This is a genomic window from Novosphingobium sp. (assembly GCF_037133355.1).
Taxonomy (GTDB): Bacteria; Pseudomonadota; Alphaproteobacteria; order Sphingomonadales; family Sphingomonadaceae; genus Novosphingobium.
In genome coordinates this window covers 17,727-36,739 of record NZ_JBAXOI010000015.1, presented here as the reverse complement: position 1 = coordinate 36,739, position 19,013 = coordinate 17,727, and the positions used below count along the sequence as shown (strand labels likewise).

General features: G+C 66.5%; 19 protein-coding genes. 8 read left to right on the top strand and 11 right to left on the bottom strand.

What is annotated here, in order from left to right:
- The first annotated feature begins 19 nt into the window (after positions 1-19).
- Entirely contained in the window at positions 20-697 is a 678-nt protein-coding gene (locus tag WCL10_RS14715) for an isochorismatase family cysteine hydrolase (RefSeq protein WP_336896418.1), read from the top strand.
- 154 nt (positions 698-851) lie between these two features.
- On the opposite strand, the gene WCL10_RS14710 is transcribed toward WCL10_RS14715, so the two are convergent.
- Both WCL10_RS14710 and hrcA read right to left on the bottom strand, forming a co-directional pair.
- Positions 852-1,415, bottom strand: coding sequence for a nucleotide exchange factor GrpE (locus WCL10_RS14710; protein WP_336896417.1), 564 nt, complete (start codon positions 1,413-1,415; stop codon positions 852-854).
- Complete coding sequence (hrcA, locus tag WCL10_RS14705; protein ID WP_336896416.1) at positions 1,412-2,476, bottom strand: heat-inducible transcriptional repressor HrcA; 1,065 nt, start codon at positions 2,474-2,476, stop codon at positions 1,412-1,414. The genes WCL10_RS14710 and hrcA overlap by 4 nt, the downstream gene beginning before the upstream one ends.
- A gap of 126 nt (positions 2,477-2,602) precedes the next feature.
- Between hrcA and rph the strand changes: the two genes are divergently transcribed.
- Positions 2,603-3,319 carry a ribonuclease PH gene (gene rph / locus WCL10_RS14700; RefSeq protein ID WP_336896415.1) on the top strand — a complete coding sequence of 239 codons (717 nt, stop codon included), beginning with the start codon at positions 2,603-2,605 and terminating at the stop codon, positions 3,317-3,319.
- A 124-nt stretch (positions 3,320-3,443) separates the two neighbouring features.
- Positions 3,444-4,073 (top strand): RdgB/HAM1 family non-canonical purine NTP pyrophosphatase, encoded by a 630-nt coding sequence (rdgB, locus tag WCL10_RS14695; protein ID WP_336896414.1) that lies wholly within the window; start codon positions 3,444-3,446, stop codon positions 4,071-4,073.
- On the opposite strand, the gene WCL10_RS14690 is transcribed toward rdgB, so the two are convergent.
- Positions 4,018-4,665 (bottom strand): CAP domain-containing protein, encoded by a 648-nt coding sequence (locus WCL10_RS14690; RefSeq protein ID WP_336896413.1) that lies wholly within the window; start codon positions 4,663-4,665, stop codon positions 4,018-4,020. The two genes, rdgB and WCL10_RS14690, sit on opposite strands and share 56 nt — an antisense overlap.
- Before the next feature lie 48 nt (positions 4,666-4,713).
- On the opposite strand from WCL10_RS14690, the gene hemW reads away from it, so the two are divergent.
- Both hemW and WCL10_RS14680 read left to right on the top strand, forming a co-directional pair.
- A complete protein-coding gene (hemW, locus tag WCL10_RS14685; RefSeq protein WP_336896412.1) occupies positions 4,714-5,865 on the top strand; it encodes a radical SAM family heme chaperone HemW in 1,152 nt (383 codons plus the stop codon).
- A complete protein-coding gene (locus tag WCL10_RS14680) occupies positions 5,862-6,755 on the top strand; it encodes a tyrosine recombinase XerC (RefSeq protein WP_336896411.1) in 894 nt (297 codons plus the stop codon). The genes hemW and WCL10_RS14680 overlap by 4 nt, the downstream gene beginning before the upstream one ends.
- A 7-nt stretch (positions 6,756-6,762) precedes the next feature.
- On the opposite strand, the gene WCL10_RS14675 is transcribed toward WCL10_RS14680, so the two are convergent.
- The 3 genes from WCL10_RS14675 to WCL10_RS14665 form a co-directional block, all read right to left on the bottom strand.
- Positions 6,763-8,085 (bottom strand): HAMP domain-containing sensor histidine kinase, encoded by a 1,323-nt coding sequence (locus WCL10_RS14675; RefSeq protein ID WP_336896485.1) that lies wholly within the window; start codon positions 8,083-8,085, stop codon positions 6,763-6,765.
- A 113-nt stretch (positions 8,086-8,198) separates the two neighbouring features.
- A complete protein-coding gene (locus WCL10_RS14670; protein WP_336896410.1) occupies positions 8,199-8,876 on the bottom strand; it encodes a response regulator transcription factor in 678 nt (225 codons plus the stop codon).
- Between the two features lie 282 nt (positions 8,877-9,158).
- Positions 9,159-9,473, bottom strand: coding sequence for a PepSY domain-containing protein (locus tag WCL10_RS14665; protein ID WP_336896409.1), 315 nt, complete (start codon positions 9,471-9,473; stop codon positions 9,159-9,161).
- Positions 9,474-9,635: 162 nt separating this feature from the next.
- Between WCL10_RS14665 and WCL10_RS14660 the strand changes: the two genes are divergently transcribed.
- On the top strand, positions 9,636-11,429 hold the full coding sequence (locus tag WCL10_RS14660) for an ABC-F family ATP-binding cassette domain-containing protein (protein ID WP_336896408.1): 1,794 nt from the start codon (positions 9,636-9,638) through the stop codon (positions 11,427-11,429).
- A 47-nt stretch (positions 11,430-11,476) separates the two neighbouring features.
- Here the strand turns inward: WCL10_RS14660 and WCL10_RS14655 are convergent, their stop codons facing one another.
- The 3 genes from WCL10_RS14655 to WCL10_RS14645 form a co-directional block, all read right to left on the bottom strand.
- Positions 11,477-11,794 (bottom strand): hypothetical protein, encoded by a 318-nt coding sequence (locus tag WCL10_RS14655; protein ID WP_336896407.1) that lies wholly within the window; start codon positions 11,792-11,794, stop codon positions 11,477-11,479.
- Between the two features lie 166 nt (positions 11,795-11,960).
- Entirely contained in the window at positions 11,961-13,787 is a 1,827-nt protein-coding gene (locus tag WCL10_RS14650; protein ID WP_336896406.1) for a DUF885 family protein, read from the bottom strand.
- A gap of 92 nt (positions 13,788-13,879) precedes the next feature.
- Positions 13,880-14,368 carry a DUF6456 domain-containing protein gene (locus tag WCL10_RS14645; RefSeq protein WP_336896405.1) on the bottom strand — a complete coding sequence of 163 codons (489 nt, stop codon included), beginning with the start codon at positions 14,366-14,368 and terminating at the stop codon, positions 13,880-13,882.
- Positions 14,369-14,484: 116 nt separating this feature from the next.
- Between WCL10_RS14645 and WCL10_RS14640 the strand changes: the two genes are divergently transcribed.
- Both WCL10_RS14640 and WCL10_RS14635 read left to right on the top strand, forming a co-directional pair.
- Positions 14,485-15,054 (top strand): helix-turn-helix transcriptional regulator, encoded by a 570-nt coding sequence (locus WCL10_RS14640; protein ID WP_336896404.1) that lies wholly within the window; start codon positions 14,485-14,487, stop codon positions 15,052-15,054.
- A 17-nt stretch (positions 15,055-15,071) separates the two neighbouring features.
- Entirely contained in the window at positions 15,072-16,274 is a 1,203-nt protein-coding gene (locus WCL10_RS14635) for a glycosyltransferase (RefSeq protein WP_336896403.1), read from the top strand.
- 81 nt (positions 16,275-16,355) lie between these two features.
- Here WCL10_RS14635 and secF read toward each other — a convergent pair whose 3' ends face one another.
- Both secF and secD read right to left on the bottom strand, forming a co-directional pair.
- On the bottom strand, positions 16,356-17,333 hold the full coding sequence (gene secF, locus WCL10_RS14630; protein ID WP_336896402.1) for a protein translocase subunit SecF: 978 nt from the start codon (positions 17,331-17,333) through the stop codon (positions 16,356-16,358).
- Positions 17,334-17,346: 13 nt separating this feature from the next.
- Positions 17,347-18,954, bottom strand: a complete 1,608-nt coding sequence (gene secD, locus WCL10_RS14625) for a protein translocase subunit SecD (protein ID WP_336896401.1) — start codon at positions 18,952-18,954, stop codon at positions 17,347-17,349.
- Positions 18,955-19,013: the final 59 nt, after the last annotated feature.

The window sequence follows — 19,013 nt, the reverse complement described above, 5'->3', positions numbered from 1 at the left end:
CATCGCCGCAAACAAGAGGATGCCCGCCTTGCCCCACGCTGTAGACCACCACGCCATTCTCGATGCCGTAGCCGCAGCGCGCGGCGGCGTCTGCAACGTGTTCGATGATATCGACCCCGCCCGCCTCGCCCATATCTGCGTCGACATGCAGAACGGCTTCATGGAAGCGGGCTCGCCGGTCGAGGTCCCCGCCGCGCGCGGGATCGTCGAGAACATCAATCGCATCAGCGCCGCTGTGCGCGCAGCGGGTGGCCTCAACGTCTTCCTGCGCTTCACCACGCCCGACGCGGCCAACTGGTCGGTCTTCGTCCGCCGCCTCGGCGCAGGCTCCGCCGCCCACCGCGCCGCCTTCACGCCCGGCGCGCACTTCCACGATTTCTGGCCGACGCTCGACGTTCAGGGCGGCGATGCCGTGGTCGACAAGCACCGCTTCAGCGGCTTCACCCCCGGCACCAGCGATCTGGACGCTGTCCTGAAGACGCGCGGCATCGACACCGTCCTCATCACCGGCACGCTCACCAACTGCTGCTGCGAAAGCACCGCGCGCGACGCCATGCAGCTCAATTACCGAGTCCTCGTCGCCGCCGACGCCAACGCCGCGCTGACGGACACGGAACACGCCGCCACGCTGCACACCATGGCGTTCGTGTTCGCCGATCTCTACGATACGGATGAGGTGCTGGCGCTGCTAGGCTAGGCAACACCTTCACTCGCACGTGCCAAAGTGCCGCAATGCTTTCGTCGTTGCGAGGAGCGCAGCGACGAAGCAACCCAGAGCGGTCGTGCGTGACGCTCTGGATTGCTTCGCTACGCTCGCAATGACGAAAATGGGGTGTGAGGGACCTGAAACGTCAATCAGGCTTCTTTGCCACCGCCACCATCGCCGCGCGCAGCAGGCGGTCCTTGATCATGTACCCGGCCTGCAATTCCTGCAGTACGGTTCCGGGCTCCACATCGGCCGAGGGGATCTCCAGCATCGCCTGGTGCTGGTGCGGATCGAGCGGCAGGCCCTTCGAGGCAATCCGGCTGATGCCGTGGCTCGAAAACACCTTCTCGATCTCGCGACCGGTGGCTTCGAGGCCTGCGACAAGGTTCTTCATCTTGTCGTCGTCACGCAGCTCGGCGGGAATCGATTCGAGCGCGCGCGAAAGGTTGTCCGCCACCGAAAGAATATCGCGCGCAAAGGATGTGGCGGCATAGCTGCGCGCGTCGGCCATTTCCTTTTCCATGCGGCGGCGCACGTTCTGCGTCTCCGCCTTGGCGTAGAGCACGTCCTGCTTTGCCGCCTCGAGATCACCCTTCAGCGCCTCGACGAGTTCGCCAAGAGCATCGCCGCCTTCGGTAAGTTCGGAAGGAACGCCCTCCAGTTCAGCCGCCACTTCCGGGTCCTGCGGGCGCGTGTCGTTGTCAGTCATTTTCGGGTAAATCCGTCCTGTGCGATGATCCTGCCCAGCGATTGGGCTGTGAAATCAACCATGGGGACAACCCGCGCATAATTCAACCGCGTCGGCCCGATAACACCGACAACACCAACCACGCGCCCCTCGCCGTCCCGCCAGGGCGCCGCTATGACCGACGAGCCCGAGAGCGAGAACAGCCGATTCTCGCTGCCGATGAAAATGCGCGCGGCGGTCGCCTCGCGCGCGGCATCGAGCACACCCGCGATGGCCTCTGCGCTCTCAAGTTCATCGAGCAGCAGCCGCACCCGTTCGATATCGGTCAGCGCCGCCTCGTCGAGCAGATTGGCCTGCCCCCGCACCACCAGCACCGGCCGCTGCGCCGCATCGCGGCTCCAGACGGCAAGCCCGCGCTCGACCAGCGCCGCGCTCGCCGCATCAAGCGCCGAGCGCCCGCCCGCAATCTCGGCGCGAATGGCGCTCAGCGCTTCGGCCAGCGTGCGCCCGGCCATGCGCGCGGTGAGGTAATTGCCTGCCTGCTCCAGCGTCGAGGCGGTGACCACCCCCGGCAAGTCGATCACCCGGTTCTCGACGCTGCCATCATCCCCCACCAGCACCACCAGCGCCCGCGCCTGCCCCAGCGGCACGAACGAAACCTGCGTCAGCCGCAACTCGCGGCGCGGTACCATGACAACGCCCGCCGCCGCCGAAAGATCGGAGAGTGCCGAACTCGCCGCCGCCAGCGCCGCCTCGATCGTGCCGCCCTCGGCCAGCCCCCGCTCGATCTGGGCGCGCTCCGCCGCCGAAGGCTCCGCCGCCTGCATGATCCCGTCGACAAAGAGCCTCAGGCCCACCTCGGTCGGCATCCGCCCCGCGCTGGTGTGGGGCGCGGCCAGCAGCCCCGCGTCCTGCAATTCCTGCAGCACCGAGCGGATCGATGCGGGCGAAAGGTTCAGCGCCCCGCTCCCCGCAATGGTGCGCGAACCGACGGGAAGCCCGCTGGCGATATAGCCCTCGACCACCAGCCGGAAAATTTCGCGGGCGCGGAGCGAGAGTTCGGAAAGTCCGGGTCCTGCCATGCAAGCACTCTAGGGTGTTTTGTCAGAGCGTCAAAGTGGCGGTCCCTGTGTCTTTCGTGCGGTCGGCCCTTTCTTTCTCCCCGGTCCCGTCTAAAGGCGGCGCAAACCCCGGATAAAGGAATCCTCATGCGCCCTTCAGGCCGCGCCGCAGATGAAATGCGGGCCATCACGATCGAGACCGGTTTCACCAAGCACGCCGAGGGCTCGGTCCTGATCGGATTCGGTGATACCAAGGTGCTGGTCACTGCTTCAGTCGAAGAGCGCGTGCCGCCCTTCATGCGCGGAAAGGGCGAAGGCTGGGTCACGGCCGAATACTCGATGCTCCCCCGCGCCACCCACACGCGCGGCAGCCGTGAGGCGGCCAAGGGCAAGCAATCGGGCCGCACGCAGGAAATCCAGCGCCTGATCGGCCGTTCCTTGCGCGCCGTCACCGATCTCAAGAAGCTCGGCGAACGCCAGATCACCTTGGACTGCGACGTCATCCAGGCCGATGGCGGCACCCGCACCGCCTCGATCTCGGGCGCATGGATCGCGCTGCGCCTCGCCGTGCAGAAGCTCATGGACGCCGGCGCGCTCACCGAGGACCCGCTCACCCGCAAGGTCGCCGCGATTTCCTGCGGCATTCACCAGGGCACGCCGGTGCTCGATCTCGACTACATCGAAGACAGCTCGGCCGATGCCGACGCCAACTTCGTGCTGATCGAGGGCGGCCACATCGCCGAAGTCCAGGCCACCGCCGAAGGCGCGACCTATGACGAGGAAGGCCTCCTTCGCCTCCTTCGCCTCGCCCGCATCGGCTGCGCCGATATCTTCGCAGCGCAGGCTCGCGCCGTCGGCCAGTGATCTCCCCGCTCCACCCTTCGTCATTCCCGCGCAGGCGGGGATCCAGAGCGGGAGGCGCTGCGTGTGCCGCTCTGGATCCCCGCCTGCGCGGGAATGACGAGGTGTTGGTGCGGAGGCTAACGCCATGACACGCCTCCTCCAGCCCGGAAAACTTGTCATCGCCACGCATAACGCGGGCAAACTGCGCGAGATCAGGGCCCTGCTGGCTCCGTATGGAATGGACTGCCTTTCGGCAGGCGAACTCGGCCTGCCCGAGCCTGCCGAGACCGGCACGACCTTTGCCGAAAACGCGCTGATAAAGGCCCATGCCGCCGCCAGCGCCTCGGGCCTTCCCGCGCTCGCCGATGATTCGGGCCTCTGCGTCGGCGCTCTCGGCGGCGCCCCCGGCGTCTACACCGCCGATTGGGCCGAAGCCGCACCGTTCGAAGGCGGTCCGGGCCGCGACTGGTACATGGCCATGGGCAAGGTCGAGGGCAAACTGGCAGAGCTCGGTCCTGATACGCCCCGCGATTGCTGGTTCGCCTGTGTCCTCGCGCTCGCCTGGCCCGATGGCCGCGAGGCGGTCTTCGAAGGCCGCGCCATGGGCACGCTCACCTGGCCGCCGCGCGGGACCATGGGCTTCGGCTACGATCCGGTCTTCGTACCCTCAGGCGATACGCGCACTTTCGCCGAACTCGACCCAGCCGAAAAGCACCGTATCAGCCACCGCGCCGACGCTTTTTCCCGCCTCGTTTCTTCGGCTTTGACGGACTGACGTTCGCTGGACCGGCGGCGGCAGGTTCGGCCACCGCTACCGGCTTCGGCAGCGGCGCGGCATAGTTGTAGACCGTCCGCCCCTCGATGTTGCCCACAGGCGTATAGCGGCAGACCAGCACATCGCGCCGCGCATTGCTCGCCAGCGCGCAGCCCACCTCGCGTGTGTCGCTCCAGATCAGCTGGGTATAGTGCCCCACGTCCTCCCAGCGCCCGCTGGTCGAGACGTTTGGAAACACGCCGCGCTTGAACAGCTTGGCCTCGTCCACGAAGTAGCCGACCATTTCTTCGGGTGCGTAGTCACCCTTCGTGCCGAACCACAGGTTCTCGCCCTCGCCGCCATCGGCAGCGGCAGTCGAATGCTCCATCATGTCGGAGACCGCGAGCGCCTGGGCCCATTTCTTGGCGTGCTCGGCCAGTTTCGCGCTCCAGGCGAGCGGCTTCAACCCCAAACGAACCCGCTCGGCATTGTGCGCGGCGAGCAGGCGCCCCGCCACGCTTTCGCTAGGCGCCACGGTGACTTGCGCCATGGCCGGATGGGCCGCCGCCAGCGCGGCGATGGCGAATGCGAAGATCGTCCGTCTGCCCGTCATATGCGCTTTCCCTTGACTTTGGAGGCCCGACTCAGGCTGGAAAGGTGAATGGCCTTTGCCCTCTATATCCACTGGCCCTTCTGCCTCGCCAAGTGCCCCTATTGCGATTTCAATAGCCATGTCCGCGAGAGAACCAATGTGACCGAATGGTCTGCCGCGCTGCTGACAGACATGGCGCATGAAGCGGCGCTGACAGGCGGGCAGACGCTCACCTCGATCTTCTTCGGCGGCGGGACCCCCTCGCTGATGCCCCCGGCTCTGGTCGCAGCTTTGATCGAAGCCGCCGGCAGGCACTGGCGCTTCGCCGATGACATCGAGATCACGCTCGAAGCCAATCCCTCCTCGGTAGAGGCTGCCAAATTTGCCGCGCTCGCGGGAGCGGGCATCAACCGCGTCTCGCTCGGCCTCCAGGCGCTCGACGACAGAGCCCTCGCCTTCCTCGGCCGCCTTCACAATGCCGCCGAAGGCCTTGCCGCGCTGGACGTGGCGCAGCGCCATTTCGCCCGCGTCAGCTTCGATCTGATCTACGCGCGCCCCGATCACACGCCCGATCTCTGGCAAGCCGAACTCGCCCGCGCCCTTGCGCTCGGCACCGGACACCTCTCGCTATACCAGCTAACCATCGAGCCCGGCACGCGCTTTGCCACGCTCGTGCGGGAGGGGAAGTTCACGCCGCTGGACGACGACGCGGCCGGCGATCTCTTCGCCCTCACCCGCGAACTGACAACGGCTGCCGGCCTCCCCGCCTACGAGATCAGCAACCATGCCCGCCCCGGCGAGGAAAGCCGCCACAACCTCGTCTACTGGCGCTATCAGGACTATGCCGGGATCGGCCCAGGCGCGCATGGACGGCGCGGCGGCTTTGCCACGGTCCGCCATCGCAAACCCGAAAACTTCCTCAAGGCCGTCGGCGCGCAGCGCCACGGGATTGCCGAAATTCGCGAACTCGGCACGCGCGAACAGGCCGCCGAGGCGCTGCTCATGGGTCTGAGGCTCGATGAAGGTATTGCGCCTGCCGCGCTTGCCCAACGCTTCGGCCTTGCAGAGACCGACTTGATCAATCCGGCCAAGCGCGCGTTCTACCTGGCGCAAGGCCTGCTGGCGGAGCGCGGCGACCGCCTGATCGTAACGCAGCAGGGCATGCCGCTGCTCGATGGCCTGCTCGCCGAGATCGTGCCCGCCGCGCTGGTCTCCGCATGAGCACGCCCGATCTGCTCGAGGCGTGGCACAATCACCTTGCACTCGCCCGCCGCCGCTCACCCCACACCGTGCGTGCCTATGGCGCCACCGCCGCGCGCCTGCTTGCCGCGCTGCCCGAACCGCAGAGTTGGACCTCGCTCGCCGCGCTCGATGTAGCTGACGTGCGCACGCAGCTTGCCGCCCGCCGCGCCGAGGGCATCGGCAATGTATCCGCCGCGCGTGAACTCTCGGCGCTCAAGGCCTTCCTCGCCTTCGCTCGCACCCAGGCCGGCAATGCCGCCTCTCCGCCGCCGCGCCTACGTGGGCCCCGGATCAAGAAGGGCCTGCCTCGCCCGATCACGCCCGACGATGCCGTCAATCTCGCCGCCATGGTCGCGGACGAAGGTGCCGAGCCCTGGATCGGCGCCCGCGACCGGGCCGTCCTCCTCCTGCTCTACGGCGCGGGTCTGCGCATTGCCGAGGCGCTTGCGCTTCCGGCCTCGGTCCTCCCGCTGGGTGATGCGCTCACCGTCACCGGCAAGGGCAGCCGCCAGCGCGTCGTCCCGATCCTGCCCATCGTGAAAGCGGCGGTTGAGGACTATGCCGCCCATGTACCCTGGCCGCTGAAGCGCGGCGAGCCGCTGTTCCGCGGCGCAAAGGGCGGGCCGCTCGCCCAAGGCATGATCCAGCGCGCCGTCGCCCGCGCGCGCACGGTACTCGGCCTGCCGCCTACCGCCACGCCCCACGCGCTGCGCCACAGCTTCGCAACCCACCTCCTCGGTGCGGGCGCAGACCTCCGCAGCCTGCAGGAACTGCTCGGCCACGCGAGCCTGTCCTCGACGCAGATCTACACCAAGGTCGATGCCGCCACTCTGCTCGACGTCTACCGGAACGCGCATCCGCGCGCCTAGACAGGCGCTACTTCCCCGCCACCCTCGGCAGCCGAAGGATCGCCATCAGCCCGCCAAGATCCTCGCTTTCGCCAAGCGTGATCGCGCCGCCATAAAGTTCGGCAACATCGCGCACGATTGCCAGCCCCAGCCCGGTCCCAGGCTTGCCGGTATCGAGCCGCGCGCCGCGCGCAAACAGCTTGTCCCGCGCCTCGGCCGGAATGCCCATGCCATCATCCTCGATCCAGATCTCGCAGGTCTTGGGATCGTCAGGCACCGCATCGATCGTGACGAAGACCGAGCCGCCACCATACTTCGCGGCATTCTCGATCAGGTTGCCGAGGATTTCGTCAAGGTCCTGCCGCTCGATTGCGACCGTCACGTCGCGGTTGCCATCCATGTCGAAGCGCACTTGCGGATAGAGCCGCACAACCGCCCGCTCCACCGCCTCGGCGCTTTCGCCCACGCTGGCGCGCGAAAGGCCCGTGGCGCGGCGTCCCACGGCGCGGGCACGGGCAAGGTGATGGTCGACCTGACGGCGCATCACCGCCGCCTCGCGGATCACGGTATCGGCCAGGTCGTCGGCCTTGGCAGTCGCGGCGTTCATCACCACGGTCAGCGGCGTTTTCAGCGCATGGGCCAGATTGCCCGCATGGGTGCGCGCTTCCTCCGCCTGCCGCTCGGAATGCTCGAGCAGCCCATTGATCTCTTCGACCAGCGGCTGAACTTCCAGCGGCAGCGGCTCGTCCACCCGGCGCGCCTGGCCCTCCCTCATGTCGGCAATTGCGCGGCGCACGCGGCGCAAGGGGCCCAAACCGTAATAGGTCTGGAGCGCGGCCATGGTGATGAGGCCCAGCCCCAGAACCACGAACGACCAGATCAGGATCGCCCGGATGCGCTGGATTTGCGCATCGAGCTCGCTGCGGCTGGCCGCCACCGCGAACTGCCAGTTGATCGGGCTGCCGGGCAGGATCACCGAGCGCTCGATCACCCGCAGCCGCTCGCCCCCGAACTGGTTGCTGTCATAGACGTGCGGGCTGCCGTCGAAATGATCGCCCTTCAGCTTGAGCGTGCGGTCCCAAAGCGAGCGCGAGGGGAAATCCTCGTGCCCTTTGCCCGAGATCTGCCAGTAAAGCCCGCTATTCGGCTCGAGAAACCGCTGATCGCCCAATGCGCGGTTGAAAAACACTTCGCCGTCCGGCCCGATCTCGGCCGACCCGACCATGGCGGTGAGCATATAGCCCAGCTGGTCATCGAAATTGCGCGTGGCAAGGCCGGTCATGGTCCGGTCGAGCGCCAGACCCCCGCCCAGCAGCAGCACTGAAATCCACGCCACCGCGATCAGCAGCATGCGCCGCGAGAGCGAGCCGGTATGCGGCGCTATCGCCTTCACCGCACCGGGTGCATCCTCAGCGCCCTCGGGGGCGATCACGGTGTGCTCCACGCTGGGCGCGCCTCGTGCGGTCAGCCGCGTCCGGGCTGGGCCGGATCGTCGAGGCTGTAGCCGAGCCCCCGGATCGTGGTGATCACATCAGGCCCGAGCTTCTTGCGGATGCGCGTGACAAACACCTCGATAGTATTGGAATCGCGGTCGAAATCCTGATCGTAGATATGTTCGATCAGCTCGGTGCGGCTCACCACCTTGCCCTTGTGGTGGAGGAGATAGGAGAGCAGCTTGTACTCCTGCGCGGTCAGCTTCACCGGCTCGCCGTCCAATGTCACCCGGCCCGAGCGCGTGTCGAGCCGCACGCCGCCCGCGATGAGCTCGGACGAGGAATTGCCCGAGGCGCGCCGGATCAGGGCGCGCAGGCGGGCAATCAGCTCCTCGCTCTGGAAGGGCTTCGCAAGATAGTCGTCGGCGCCCGCATCGAGGCCCGCCACCTTGTCCGACCAGCTGTCGCGCGCGGTCAGCACCAGCACCGGGAACGTCCGCCCTTCCTTGCGCCACATGCCGAGCACGGTCAGCCCATCGATTTCGGGGAGGCCGAGGTCGAGGACCACCGCATCGTAATCCTCGGTCGAGCCCATGAAGTGCCCGTCCTCGCCATCGGTCGAAAGATCGACGGCATAGCCGTTGGCCTCGAGCGTGTTCTTGAGCTGCTTGCCGAGGGTCGGTTCGTCCTCGACGATCAGGATGCGCATCGCTTGCCCCTTGCTGCGCCGCGCGGGCGGCGTTCATCATGAACGGACTTGATGGAACGCCAAACCTGAACGGTCAAGGAACGCGCCCGGTTTGTCGTCAACGTCATGACCGGAAGAGAATTCTCGCAGAGACGCAAAGGACAAGGAGAGCGCAAAGAGAAGACCATGCGCCAAAGGCGCTATGAACCCAGGGAGAAACGGGATGGCTTAGCCCCGAGACCTCTTTGCGCTCTCTTCTTTCTCTCTGCGTCTCTGCGAGAAACAATGAAGATCAACAAGATCTCAGCGCGATTCGCCGAGAATCTGCCCCGTGCGCGCATCGACATCGACGAACACCACCCGCCCATCGCGGATGAACTTGAGACGATAGGCCATGGCCGTCGGATCGTACTCGGGTCCGAGGTACTGCATGCCGCGCTTGGTCGGCAGCACCCGCGCCTCGATCTCGCGCAGCGAGCGCACGTTGCCGTTGCGCAGATCGCGCCGCGCTTCGTTCTGCTCGTCGGGGCGCTGCTGCGCGTCCGCCGCGGGGGCGAGCGTGGCGATGAGGCCGAGGGCGAGAATGGCGGTTGACCAGCGCATGATGCTGAGCGGCATAGCCTGAGCCCTTTGAATAGCTTGTGAACGCAAACGCCCGAACGGCACCCGCTAAAGGACCGCTCCCCTATCCGTGCAATATGACAGATCGTGCAGGCCTGTACACAGCCCCCTCGCGCCGACTGGACCTTGCCGCCCACCGCCGCTAAGCGCGCAGGCATCATGGCAGCAGCACCTATCCTCAGCTGGGAGGGCCTCGGCCTCAACCAGGGCACAAGCTGGCTGTTCCGGGACCTCGACATCCAGATCGGCCCGCGCGACCGCCTTGCGCTGATCGGCCGAAACGGCGCGGGGAAAACCACGCTGCTGAAGCTGCTTTCGGGCGAAGTCGAAGGCGACAAGGGCACCCGCTCGGTCCAGCCGGGCACGCGTGTCGTCACTTTGGAGCAGGACCCGTTCTTCACCGGCTACGAAACCCTCATGGACTTCGCGCTTTCGGGCAAGGACGCCCCGCCGCGCCACGAAGTCGAATCCATCGCCGGCCAGCTGGGTATCGACCTTTCCCGCAAGGCAGACAGCGCCTCGGGCGGTGAACGCCGCCGCGCCGCCTTGGCCCGCGCGCTCGCCAGCGAGCCCGATCTGCTGCTGCTGGACGAGCCGACCAACCACCTCGATCTCGCCGCCATCGAATGGCTGGAATCGTGGCTCCAGCGTTACAACGGCGCCTTCGTCGTCATCAGCCACGACCGCACCTTCCTCGAACGCCTCACCCGCGCCACCCTCTGGCTTGACCGAGGCGCGCTCCGCCGCCGCGAGATCGGCTTCGGCGGCTACGAGGCTTGGATGGAAGCAGTCTATGCCGAAGAGGCCCGCGCGGCGGACAAGCTCGATGCCAAGCTCAAGATCGAGGCCCACTGGCTCGAACGCGGCGTCACCGCCCGGCGCAAGCGCAATATGGGCCGCCTCGAAAAGCTCTGGGAAATGCGCGCCACCCGCGCCGCGATGCTGAGCCCGCAGGGCGCTGCCAAGCTCACCCTCGCCAGCGATGATGCCAAGAGCAAGGCGGTGATCGTGGCGGACAAGATCACCAAGCGCTTCGGCGAACGCGTGATCGTCAAGGATTTCAGCCTTCGCATCACCCGCAAGGACCGCATCGGCCTCGTCGGCGCAAACGGCGCAGGCAAAACGACGCTGCTCAAGCTCCTCACCGGCGAACTGGAGCCCGACAGCGGCACCGTCACCCTCGCAAAAACGCTCACCCCCGTGGTGATCGACCAGCAGCGCAGCCTGATGTCGCCCGAAAAGCGCATCCGCGATGTGGTGGCGGAGGGCAGCGACTGGATCGACGTGCAGGGGGTGCGCAAGCACATCCACGGCTACCTCAAGGACTTCCTGTTCGATCCCGGCATGGTCGAAGCGCGCGTCGGCACGCTTTCGGGCGGCGAACGGTCGCGGCTCCTGCTCGCGCGCGAATTCGCCCGCCCCTCGAACCTCCTCGTGCTCGACGAGCCGACCAACGACCTCGATCTCGAGACGCTCGACCTCTTGCAGGAAGTGATTTCGGACTACGACGGCACCGTCCTCATCGTCAGCCACGACCGTGACTTCCTTGACCGGACCGTCACGATCACGCTCGGCATGGACGGCTCAGGCAAGGTCGATATTGTCGCGGGCGGCTATGCAGACTGGGAAAAGCAGCGCAAACAGCGCCTCGCCGGCAAGCCTGTGGCGCGCGAAACGGCCGATAAACCGGCCGCCGCGCCGCCACCACCACCGCCGCCCAAGAAGGCCAAGCTCACCTACAAGGACCAGCGCGACTACGAGATCCTCCCGGACCGCATCGCCGAGCTGGAAAAAGCCATCGCCCGCGACGAGGCCGCGCTGGCCGACCCCGACCTCTACACCAAGAACCCCACCCGCTTCGCCGCCCTCACCGCCGCGCTCGACAAGGCCCGCGCCGAGAAGGACGCAGCGGAAGAGCGGTGGCTGGAACTGGCGGAGATGGTGGAGGGTTAACCCAGAGCGCGGATCACTGCGGCTACGATAAGCAACGCAGAAGCAATTCAAATCCAAGCAGATACATTCGTGACGTGAACCCAGAGTCGATCTTCCGCTAGCAACCCGGTCTCCAAGCTCACTCTCGACGGATCGATCCCCGTCTCACGCGAAATCGCCTGGGCAAATCGATCCCAGAGATCGGGCCGCGCCGCTTCATAGGCAGACAGTTTGCGCAGCAGGGAGGCATAGACGTCACCAACAGTCGACCAGTTGCCTGCGTCCGAATAGTCGAGCCGCACCCCGAAGGTAGCCTCGACTTCCTCGATCGCAGCAATCTCGTCTCCGTCGCCGCCAAGACCAAGATTGGAAAGCTGCTCTGCCATCTCACAGATGATTGGGCGTGCAGATCGCGAAGTCAATCTTTACGGTCTTTACCTACACTTGAGTTTACGTCACCCCGGGCTTGACCCGGGGTCCCGCTTCTTTCCACGCAGCGCTTCAGAAACAGCCAGACCCCGGATCAAGTCCGGGGTGACGAGGGCGGAGGAGCTACCCCGCCGCCAGCCGCTCCGCCGTCCGCTCCTCGATCCGCTTTTCCAGCATGAACAGCGGCATCGTGCCTTCCTCCAGTATCCCATGGAACCACGGAAGGCTGAACTTGTCCCCCAGCGCCGCCTGCGCCTTCGTCCGCGCCGCGACCCAGGCAGTGTGGCCGATCTTGTAACTGCACGCCTGCCCGATCGACACGCAATAGCGCTCAATCTCGCGCTGGCTGCGCGCTGCAGTAAAGCCCGTCGTCGCGACCATGTACGCCGTCGCCTTCTCGCGGCTCCAGCGGTAGTGGTGGATGCCGGTATCGACCACCAGCCGCGCTGCGCGGAACAGGAACGATTGCAGATACCCGGCGCGCTCCAGCGCGGTGTAGCCACCCAGCTCGTCTGCCATCTGCTCGGCATATAGAGCCCAGCCCTCGCCGTGCGCTGAAAGGAAATAATCCTTGAGATACATCGGCAGCGCACCGCCCTTCTGGGTGTAGCCGCCCTGCAGGTGGTGCCCCGGAATACCCTCGTGATAAGTGAGCGAAGGCAGCGAATAACGCGGCCAGTCGCCTACGGACTTGAGGTTGATCCAGTAGATCGCCGGGCGCGAGCCATCGAGGCTGGCGCTGTAGTAATAGCCGTTCGAAGCGCCGTCCTGGATCTCCACCGGCACGCGGCGGATTTCCAGCGGTTCGCTGGGATAGTTCGCGAAGGCCTGCGGCAGCTTCTTCGCCATCGCCGCAATCCCGGCATTGAGCGAGGCGATAAGGTCGCTGCGCCCCGCATCGCTATCGGGATAGAGCTGATCGGGCGCCCTGTTCAGCGCCGTCAGCCGTTCTCCCACGGTGCCCTTGGTATAGCCTGCGCCCTTCAGGATCGCATCGAGCTTGCCCGTGATATCGGCCACCTGTTCCAGCCCGATCTTGTGGACTTGCTCCGGCGTCAGCTTCGTCGTCGTCGCCTGTGCCAGCGCGGCGGCATAGATCGCATCGCCCCCGCGCATCCGCCAGGCGCCGTCGCCCGCCGGGGTCTTGGCCCGCAACGCCTTCAGCAGCGCAAACTGCCGATCAAGCGCGGGGTAGACCTCGTCCTTTACCAGCTTCGCCGCCCGCGCGCCCCAATCGCCCGCCCAGTTGTTCGCAAACTTGGGATTGCCGGTGCGCCGCGTGAGCGAACGCGCCAGCGGATTGTCCTCCGGCGCGGGCGCGCGCAGCTTCGCCATCTGCCCCAGCGCCAGATCAAGCGACCAGCCCGGCGCGATAACCCCGCGCGCGGCCTGTCGGCGCTGCTCGCCTGTGTTCTCGTCAAGCGCAAAGCTGAAGGCATGAAGCCGCGCAAGATAGGCCTCGGCGTCGGTCAGCGTTTCCACCGGGTGCTGGCTGTCGAGGAAATCGGGGACGGCAAAATAGTCACCGCGCTGCTGCGTGATGGGATAGGGTTGCTGCACCCCGTCGATATCGAAGGCCGCGCCCGCCAGCCGCTGATCGAACATATAGGCGATCACGTCGCGGTTGCGCCTTGCCGCCGCGCCAAGGCCAGCAGGATCGACCGCGCGCACTTGGGCCAGCGCCGCCCGGTTGAATGCGCGCCGCGCCTCCTTGCCCGCCGGACTGTTGTCGTCGAGCCGATAACGCAGCCCTTCGCGCACCCCGTTGTCAAGCCCGAGCCCCGTTGCGTTGGTCGGGGTCAACAGCAAGTTTTCATAGAACAGCCGGTCGGCCAGCGCGGCAAAGGCGGCGTCGCCCGGCCCCGCAGGTGCGGCGGCCGCGCTTGCACTCGGCATCCATGCCGCAAAAGCAGCAGCGCCTGCACCTGCCAGAAATTCACGTCGTTCCATGAGAGAGGCTCCCGGCTCGTTCCAATGACGAACCGCTGCCACAGCCTCTTGTAGTGAGGCAAGCTGCCCCCCGGGCCCGCCCGTGGATATTCTCACCTCAGCCCATAGAAACCCGCCACCCGGTCAAGCGCCAGTTCCAGCACCAGCTTGCCGCTTCGCGCGGGCCAGGCCAGTGCCTTTTCCGCGCTGGGCAGGCTCTCGCCTGCGCAGACCACGCGCCACAAGATGTCGGACAACCCCGGCCCGGCGGCGGCGATTGCCCCGTCAAAGCGGGCGCGCGCTGCCAGTTGCCGCTCGCCCGGGGTCAGTCCCGGTTCGCCGCCCGCCGCGCGCACCGGGTCCCAGCGCATCGTGACCGAAGGCGCGAGCTCGGCGCGCTCCCAATCGGCGCGCAGCCGCTCGCCCGCAGCCAGATGCCGGTCGCCGAGATGGCCGCGCGCGTGGAGCCAGGTCAGCGGCGACTCGGCCAGATTGACCCGCACCGTGCGCGGCGCCTCGCCCCGCGCTTCGCCAGGGCGCAGTCCGTCAAGACGCCGGGGCCCTTCCTCGGTTAGTTCGCGATCTACCAGAAACTGAGCCAAGGCATCCTCCTATATTGAACAAATCAGGAACACGTCCCGTCTTGCCGCAGAGATGCGCTTGTAGGAAAGCACAAAAACTGTATGAAAGCCCCGAGGCCTCCAAGGGTGCGCCGTACATGATCAACCGCATTCGCGATATCCGCCGTCAAAAAGGCCTCACCTTGGCCGATGTCGCCGCCCGCTGCGTGCCGCCCACCACGGCGCAGACGATCGGGCGTCTTGAAACCGGCATGCGCTCGCTCTCGCTCGGCTGGATGAACCGCATCGCCGCCGCGCTTGAGGTCGATCCCCAGCTTCTCGTCAAGGCGGAGGCCGAGGCTGAACCGCAGATCATCGCCCGCCTCGCCGCCGGCGGGGCCGAGGCGCTGACCAAGCCGATGTCGGCGGTCTTTCCGGTTGGCCCAGGTGCGGCCGGGCTCGTGGTCATGACAGTAGAGGCCAGCGCCGGCGAATATCGCGCAGGCGATCAGGTGTGGCTGCGGCAGATGGTGCCCGGCGATTTCGGCCGTGCGCTCAATCGCGATGTGCTGGCCCCGCGCCCCGGCGGCCGCTTCGCGTTCGGCCGGATGATCGACCGCGACGGCGACCGCGTTGCCCTGCTCCCTCCCGGCATCGGGCAGCGCCAAGTGGTGATCGACCATCCCGCCTGGATCGCGGTTGCCGAACTGCTCGTCCGCTCGCTCTGACCGGAAGCGCCTCTCCATTGAAGCGCCGCCTGCTGTCGATTTCGACGCTCTATCCCGCACCGACCCGCCCGGGCTTCGGACGCTTCGTCGCGCGCCAGATGGAAGCGCTCGCCGCGCGGGGCGATTGGGACGTGACGGTGATCAACCCCATCGGCCTGCCCCCGCCCCCCATGCGCGCCATGGGCCGCTACAAGCAGCTCGCCGCGACCCCGCCGCTGGACCGGAGCGGGACGATCCCGGTGCACCACCCCAGCTTCCTCCTCGTCCCCGGCCTGTCCGGCCGCTTCAACCCCTGGGCCATCGCCCGCGCCGTCATGCCGCTGGCGCGCCGCCTTCATGCCGAAACGCCGTTCGACCTCGTCGATGCGCAGTTCTTCTATCCCGATGGCCCCGCCGCAGCACGCGTCGCCGCCGCGCTGGGCCTGCCGCACGCAATCAAGGCGCGCGGTTCGGACATCCACCTCTGGGGTGAAAAACCGGCCGCCCTTGCCCAGATACGCCGCGCCGCCAATTCGGCCGCCGTGGTGCTTGCAGTCTCGGGCGCGCTGGCGTGGGACATGGAGGCACTCGGCATTGCGCCGCCCGGCGGGGTCACGGTGCACTACACCGGGCTTGATCACGCGCGCTTCCAGCCCCTGCCCCGCGCCGAGGCCAGGCAGCGGCTCGGCGATCTCCCGGGCCTCTCGCTGCGCCCCGGGGACCTGCTCGCCGTCAGCGTCGGCGCGCTGCTACCAATCAAGGGACAGGCGCTCGCAATCCGCGCGATGACAAGCCTGCCCGATGCGGTCCAACTCGCGCTCGCCGGCACCGGGCCGGACGAGCCTGGACTGCGCAGTCTTGCATCCAGCCTCGGCATTTCCAGCCGGATTCACTTCCTCGGCGCGGTCAGCCACGAGGTGCTACCGGCGCTGCTCAGCGCCGCGGATGTCATGGTGCTCCCGTCAGAGCGCGAAGGGCTTGCCAATGCCTGGATCGAGGCGCTCGCCTGCGGCACGCCGCTGGTTATTCCCCAGATCGGCGGAGCGTCTGAAGTTCTCGACCGCCCCGCCGCCGGGCGGCTGGCAGACCGCACGCCCGAAGCGATTGCCGCCGCGATTGCCGAAGTGCTGGCCGCCCCGCCGCCGCAGTCCGAAGTCGCTGCCTGCGCCGCCCGCTTCAGTTGGGCTGCAAACGCCGCCGCCCTTGCGGAGATCTACGAAAAGGCAGCCTCAGGCGGATAAGCAAATCTTCCCTACCGTTCGCGGCATGGGTCGCCATTTTGACCCCTCCCGCTTGCGAAAAGGGTGGGGGTTAGACCCCGCTCAAGCCCCCTCGCGCGCCATCCGTTCCTGCTTGTCGAGTGCAGTCTCGGTCGGCACGAAGCTCTTCGACGTCACCTTGAGCCAGATCAGGATCGGCGCCGCCATGTAAATCGAGCTGTAGGTCCCGACAAAAATGCCCAGCGTGATCGCCGCGGTAAAGCCGAAGATCACCCCCGGCCCGAGCAGCAGCAGCGCCGTCAGCGTGATCAGCATCGAAAGCGAAGTCGCGATCGTGCGCGCCAGCGTTTCGTTGACCGAGAGGTCAAGCAACTCGGGCATCGGCATCTTGCGGTATTTCTTCAGGTTTTCGCGGATGCGGTCATAGACCACGATCGTATCATTGAGCGAATAGCCGATGAGTGTCAGCAGTGCCGCCACGATCGTCAGATCGAATTCCAGCTGCGTCACCGCGAACATGCCTAGCGTCAACGTCACGTCGTGCACCAGACTGAACAGCGCGCCGATGCCGAACTGCCATTCGAACCGCAGCCAGATATAGGCCGCCACCGCCAGGGCCGCGAGGCCAAGCGAGAGCACCGCGCTGTGCCACAGCTCGCCAGAAACCTTGCCCGAAACCGAATCCACGCCGTCCACCCGCGCATCGGCGTGCTTGGCCTTGATATCGGCGGTGATGGTGCGCGCCATCTTGTCCGAAAGCCCGCTGTCGTGGTCCGCGCCCGCCGGCAGCTTCATGCGGATCGAGATCTCGTTGGGCTTGCCATAGCGCTGGATGATCGGCTCGCCGTAACCCAGCTTGTCGATTTCGCCGCGCAGCGCCGCCACTGGCGCCTCGGCGCTCTGAGTGAAGGTGACGCGGATCATCTGGCCGCCGATGAAGTCGACACCCAGGTTGAGGCCCTTGGTGAACACGAGGCTGAGGCTCGCCGCCATAAGCAGCAGGCTCACCACGTAGAACGGCACGCGCAGGCGCAGGAACTTGATGTTGGTGTTGTCGGGAACGAGCTTGAGGAGTTTCATGATGCCGGTTCCTTCAAAGCGCGATTTCGGCGGGACGCGCGCGCCGCAGCCACTGCGCCACCCAAAGCCGGGTCATGGTCACCGCGGTAAACACCGAGGTCGCGATGCCGATCAGCAGCACGATGGCAAAGCCGCGCACCGGCCCGGTGCCGAACGAGGCCATCGAGACCGCCGCAATGACATTGGTGATATTGGCGTCGAAGATCGCTCGGCTGGCTTCCTTGTAGCCCGTCTCGACCGCCTGAAATACGCGCCGCCCGCGGTGGCGCTCCTCGCGGATGCGCTCGTTGATCAGCACGTTCGCATCGACCGCCGCGCCGATTGTCAGCACGAAGCCGGCAATGCCTGGCAGGGTCAGCGTCGTGCCGATCATTGCCATCACACCAAGGATCATCATCACGTTGAACACAAGCGCGATGCAGGCATAGACCCCGAAGCGGCCGTAGGTGACGAGAATGAAGGTCATCAGCGCCAGTGTGCCGACCGCCATCGCGATCATGCCCTTGCGGATCGAGTCCGCGCCGAGGTCAGGGCCGACTGTACGCTCCTCGACCACCTTCAAATCCACCGGCAGCGCACCCGAACGCAGCGAGATTGCGAGGTTGCTCGCCGCCTGCGTCGTGAAGCTGCCTGAAATCACTGCGCTGCCGCCCAGGATCGGCTCGTTGATATTGGGCGCGGAAAGCACCTTGCCATCAAGGATGATCGCGAAAGGCTTGTTGACGTTCTGCGTCGTCAGCTTGGCAAAGCGCGCGCCGCCTTCGGTGTTGAAGGTGATCGCCACCTGCGGTTCGTTGGTCTGCTGGTTGTTGGTGACCTGCGCGTTGGTCAGCTGGTCGCCGCGAATGCCGCCGAGCCGCTTGACCGCGATCGAGCCGACAGGGCCGCCGTCCTTGCCGGCCGCATACGGCACGATCTCGCTTCCGGCGGGCGCCACGCCGCGCTGGATATCGCTCTGCAGCGCGTTCGTATCGACCAACTTGAACTCGAGCTTGGCCGTCTGGCCCAGGAGGTTCTTGAGCGCCTGCGGGTCCTGCAGACCGGGCACCTGCACCACGATGCGGTTGGCGCCGGAACGGATGATCGTCGGCTCGCGCGTGCCGAGCGCGTCGATACGCTTGCGTACCACCTCGACGGCCGTTTCCATCGCCTGCGCTACAGCCTGTTCGATGCCTTCGGGCGTGGGTGTCAGCACGAAACGGTTGCCGTCGACGACATTGATCGTCCAGTCGCGCGCACCGGTCAGCCCCGCGCCATTGGTCAGCGGCAGGATCGCCTCGCGCACCGCATCGACCTTGGCCGGGTCCTCGACGAGGAACGTCAGCGCGCCGTCGCGGTTCGAGATGTCGCTGATGCGGATGTCACCGCCCACCTGCTTGAGCTTGTTGCGGACCGATTCGTCCATGCCCTCGATGCGCTGCTGGCGAACCTGGCCGGGATCGGCCTCGAGCAGGATGTGACTGCCGCCGGCAAGGTCGAGCCCGAGGTTGACCTTGGGCGCATAGATCCCGGCCGGCACCGTCAGGCCCATGACCGTGACGATCGAAGGGATCGCGGCAATCGCGGCCGCCAGCGTTATCGTCCAGAGCCAGATCACCTTCCAGCGCGGAAATTCCAGCATTGCAAAACTTCTTCCTGATGGGGCCGCCGCGCCTTGCCGGATCGGTCCGGCGGCGCGGG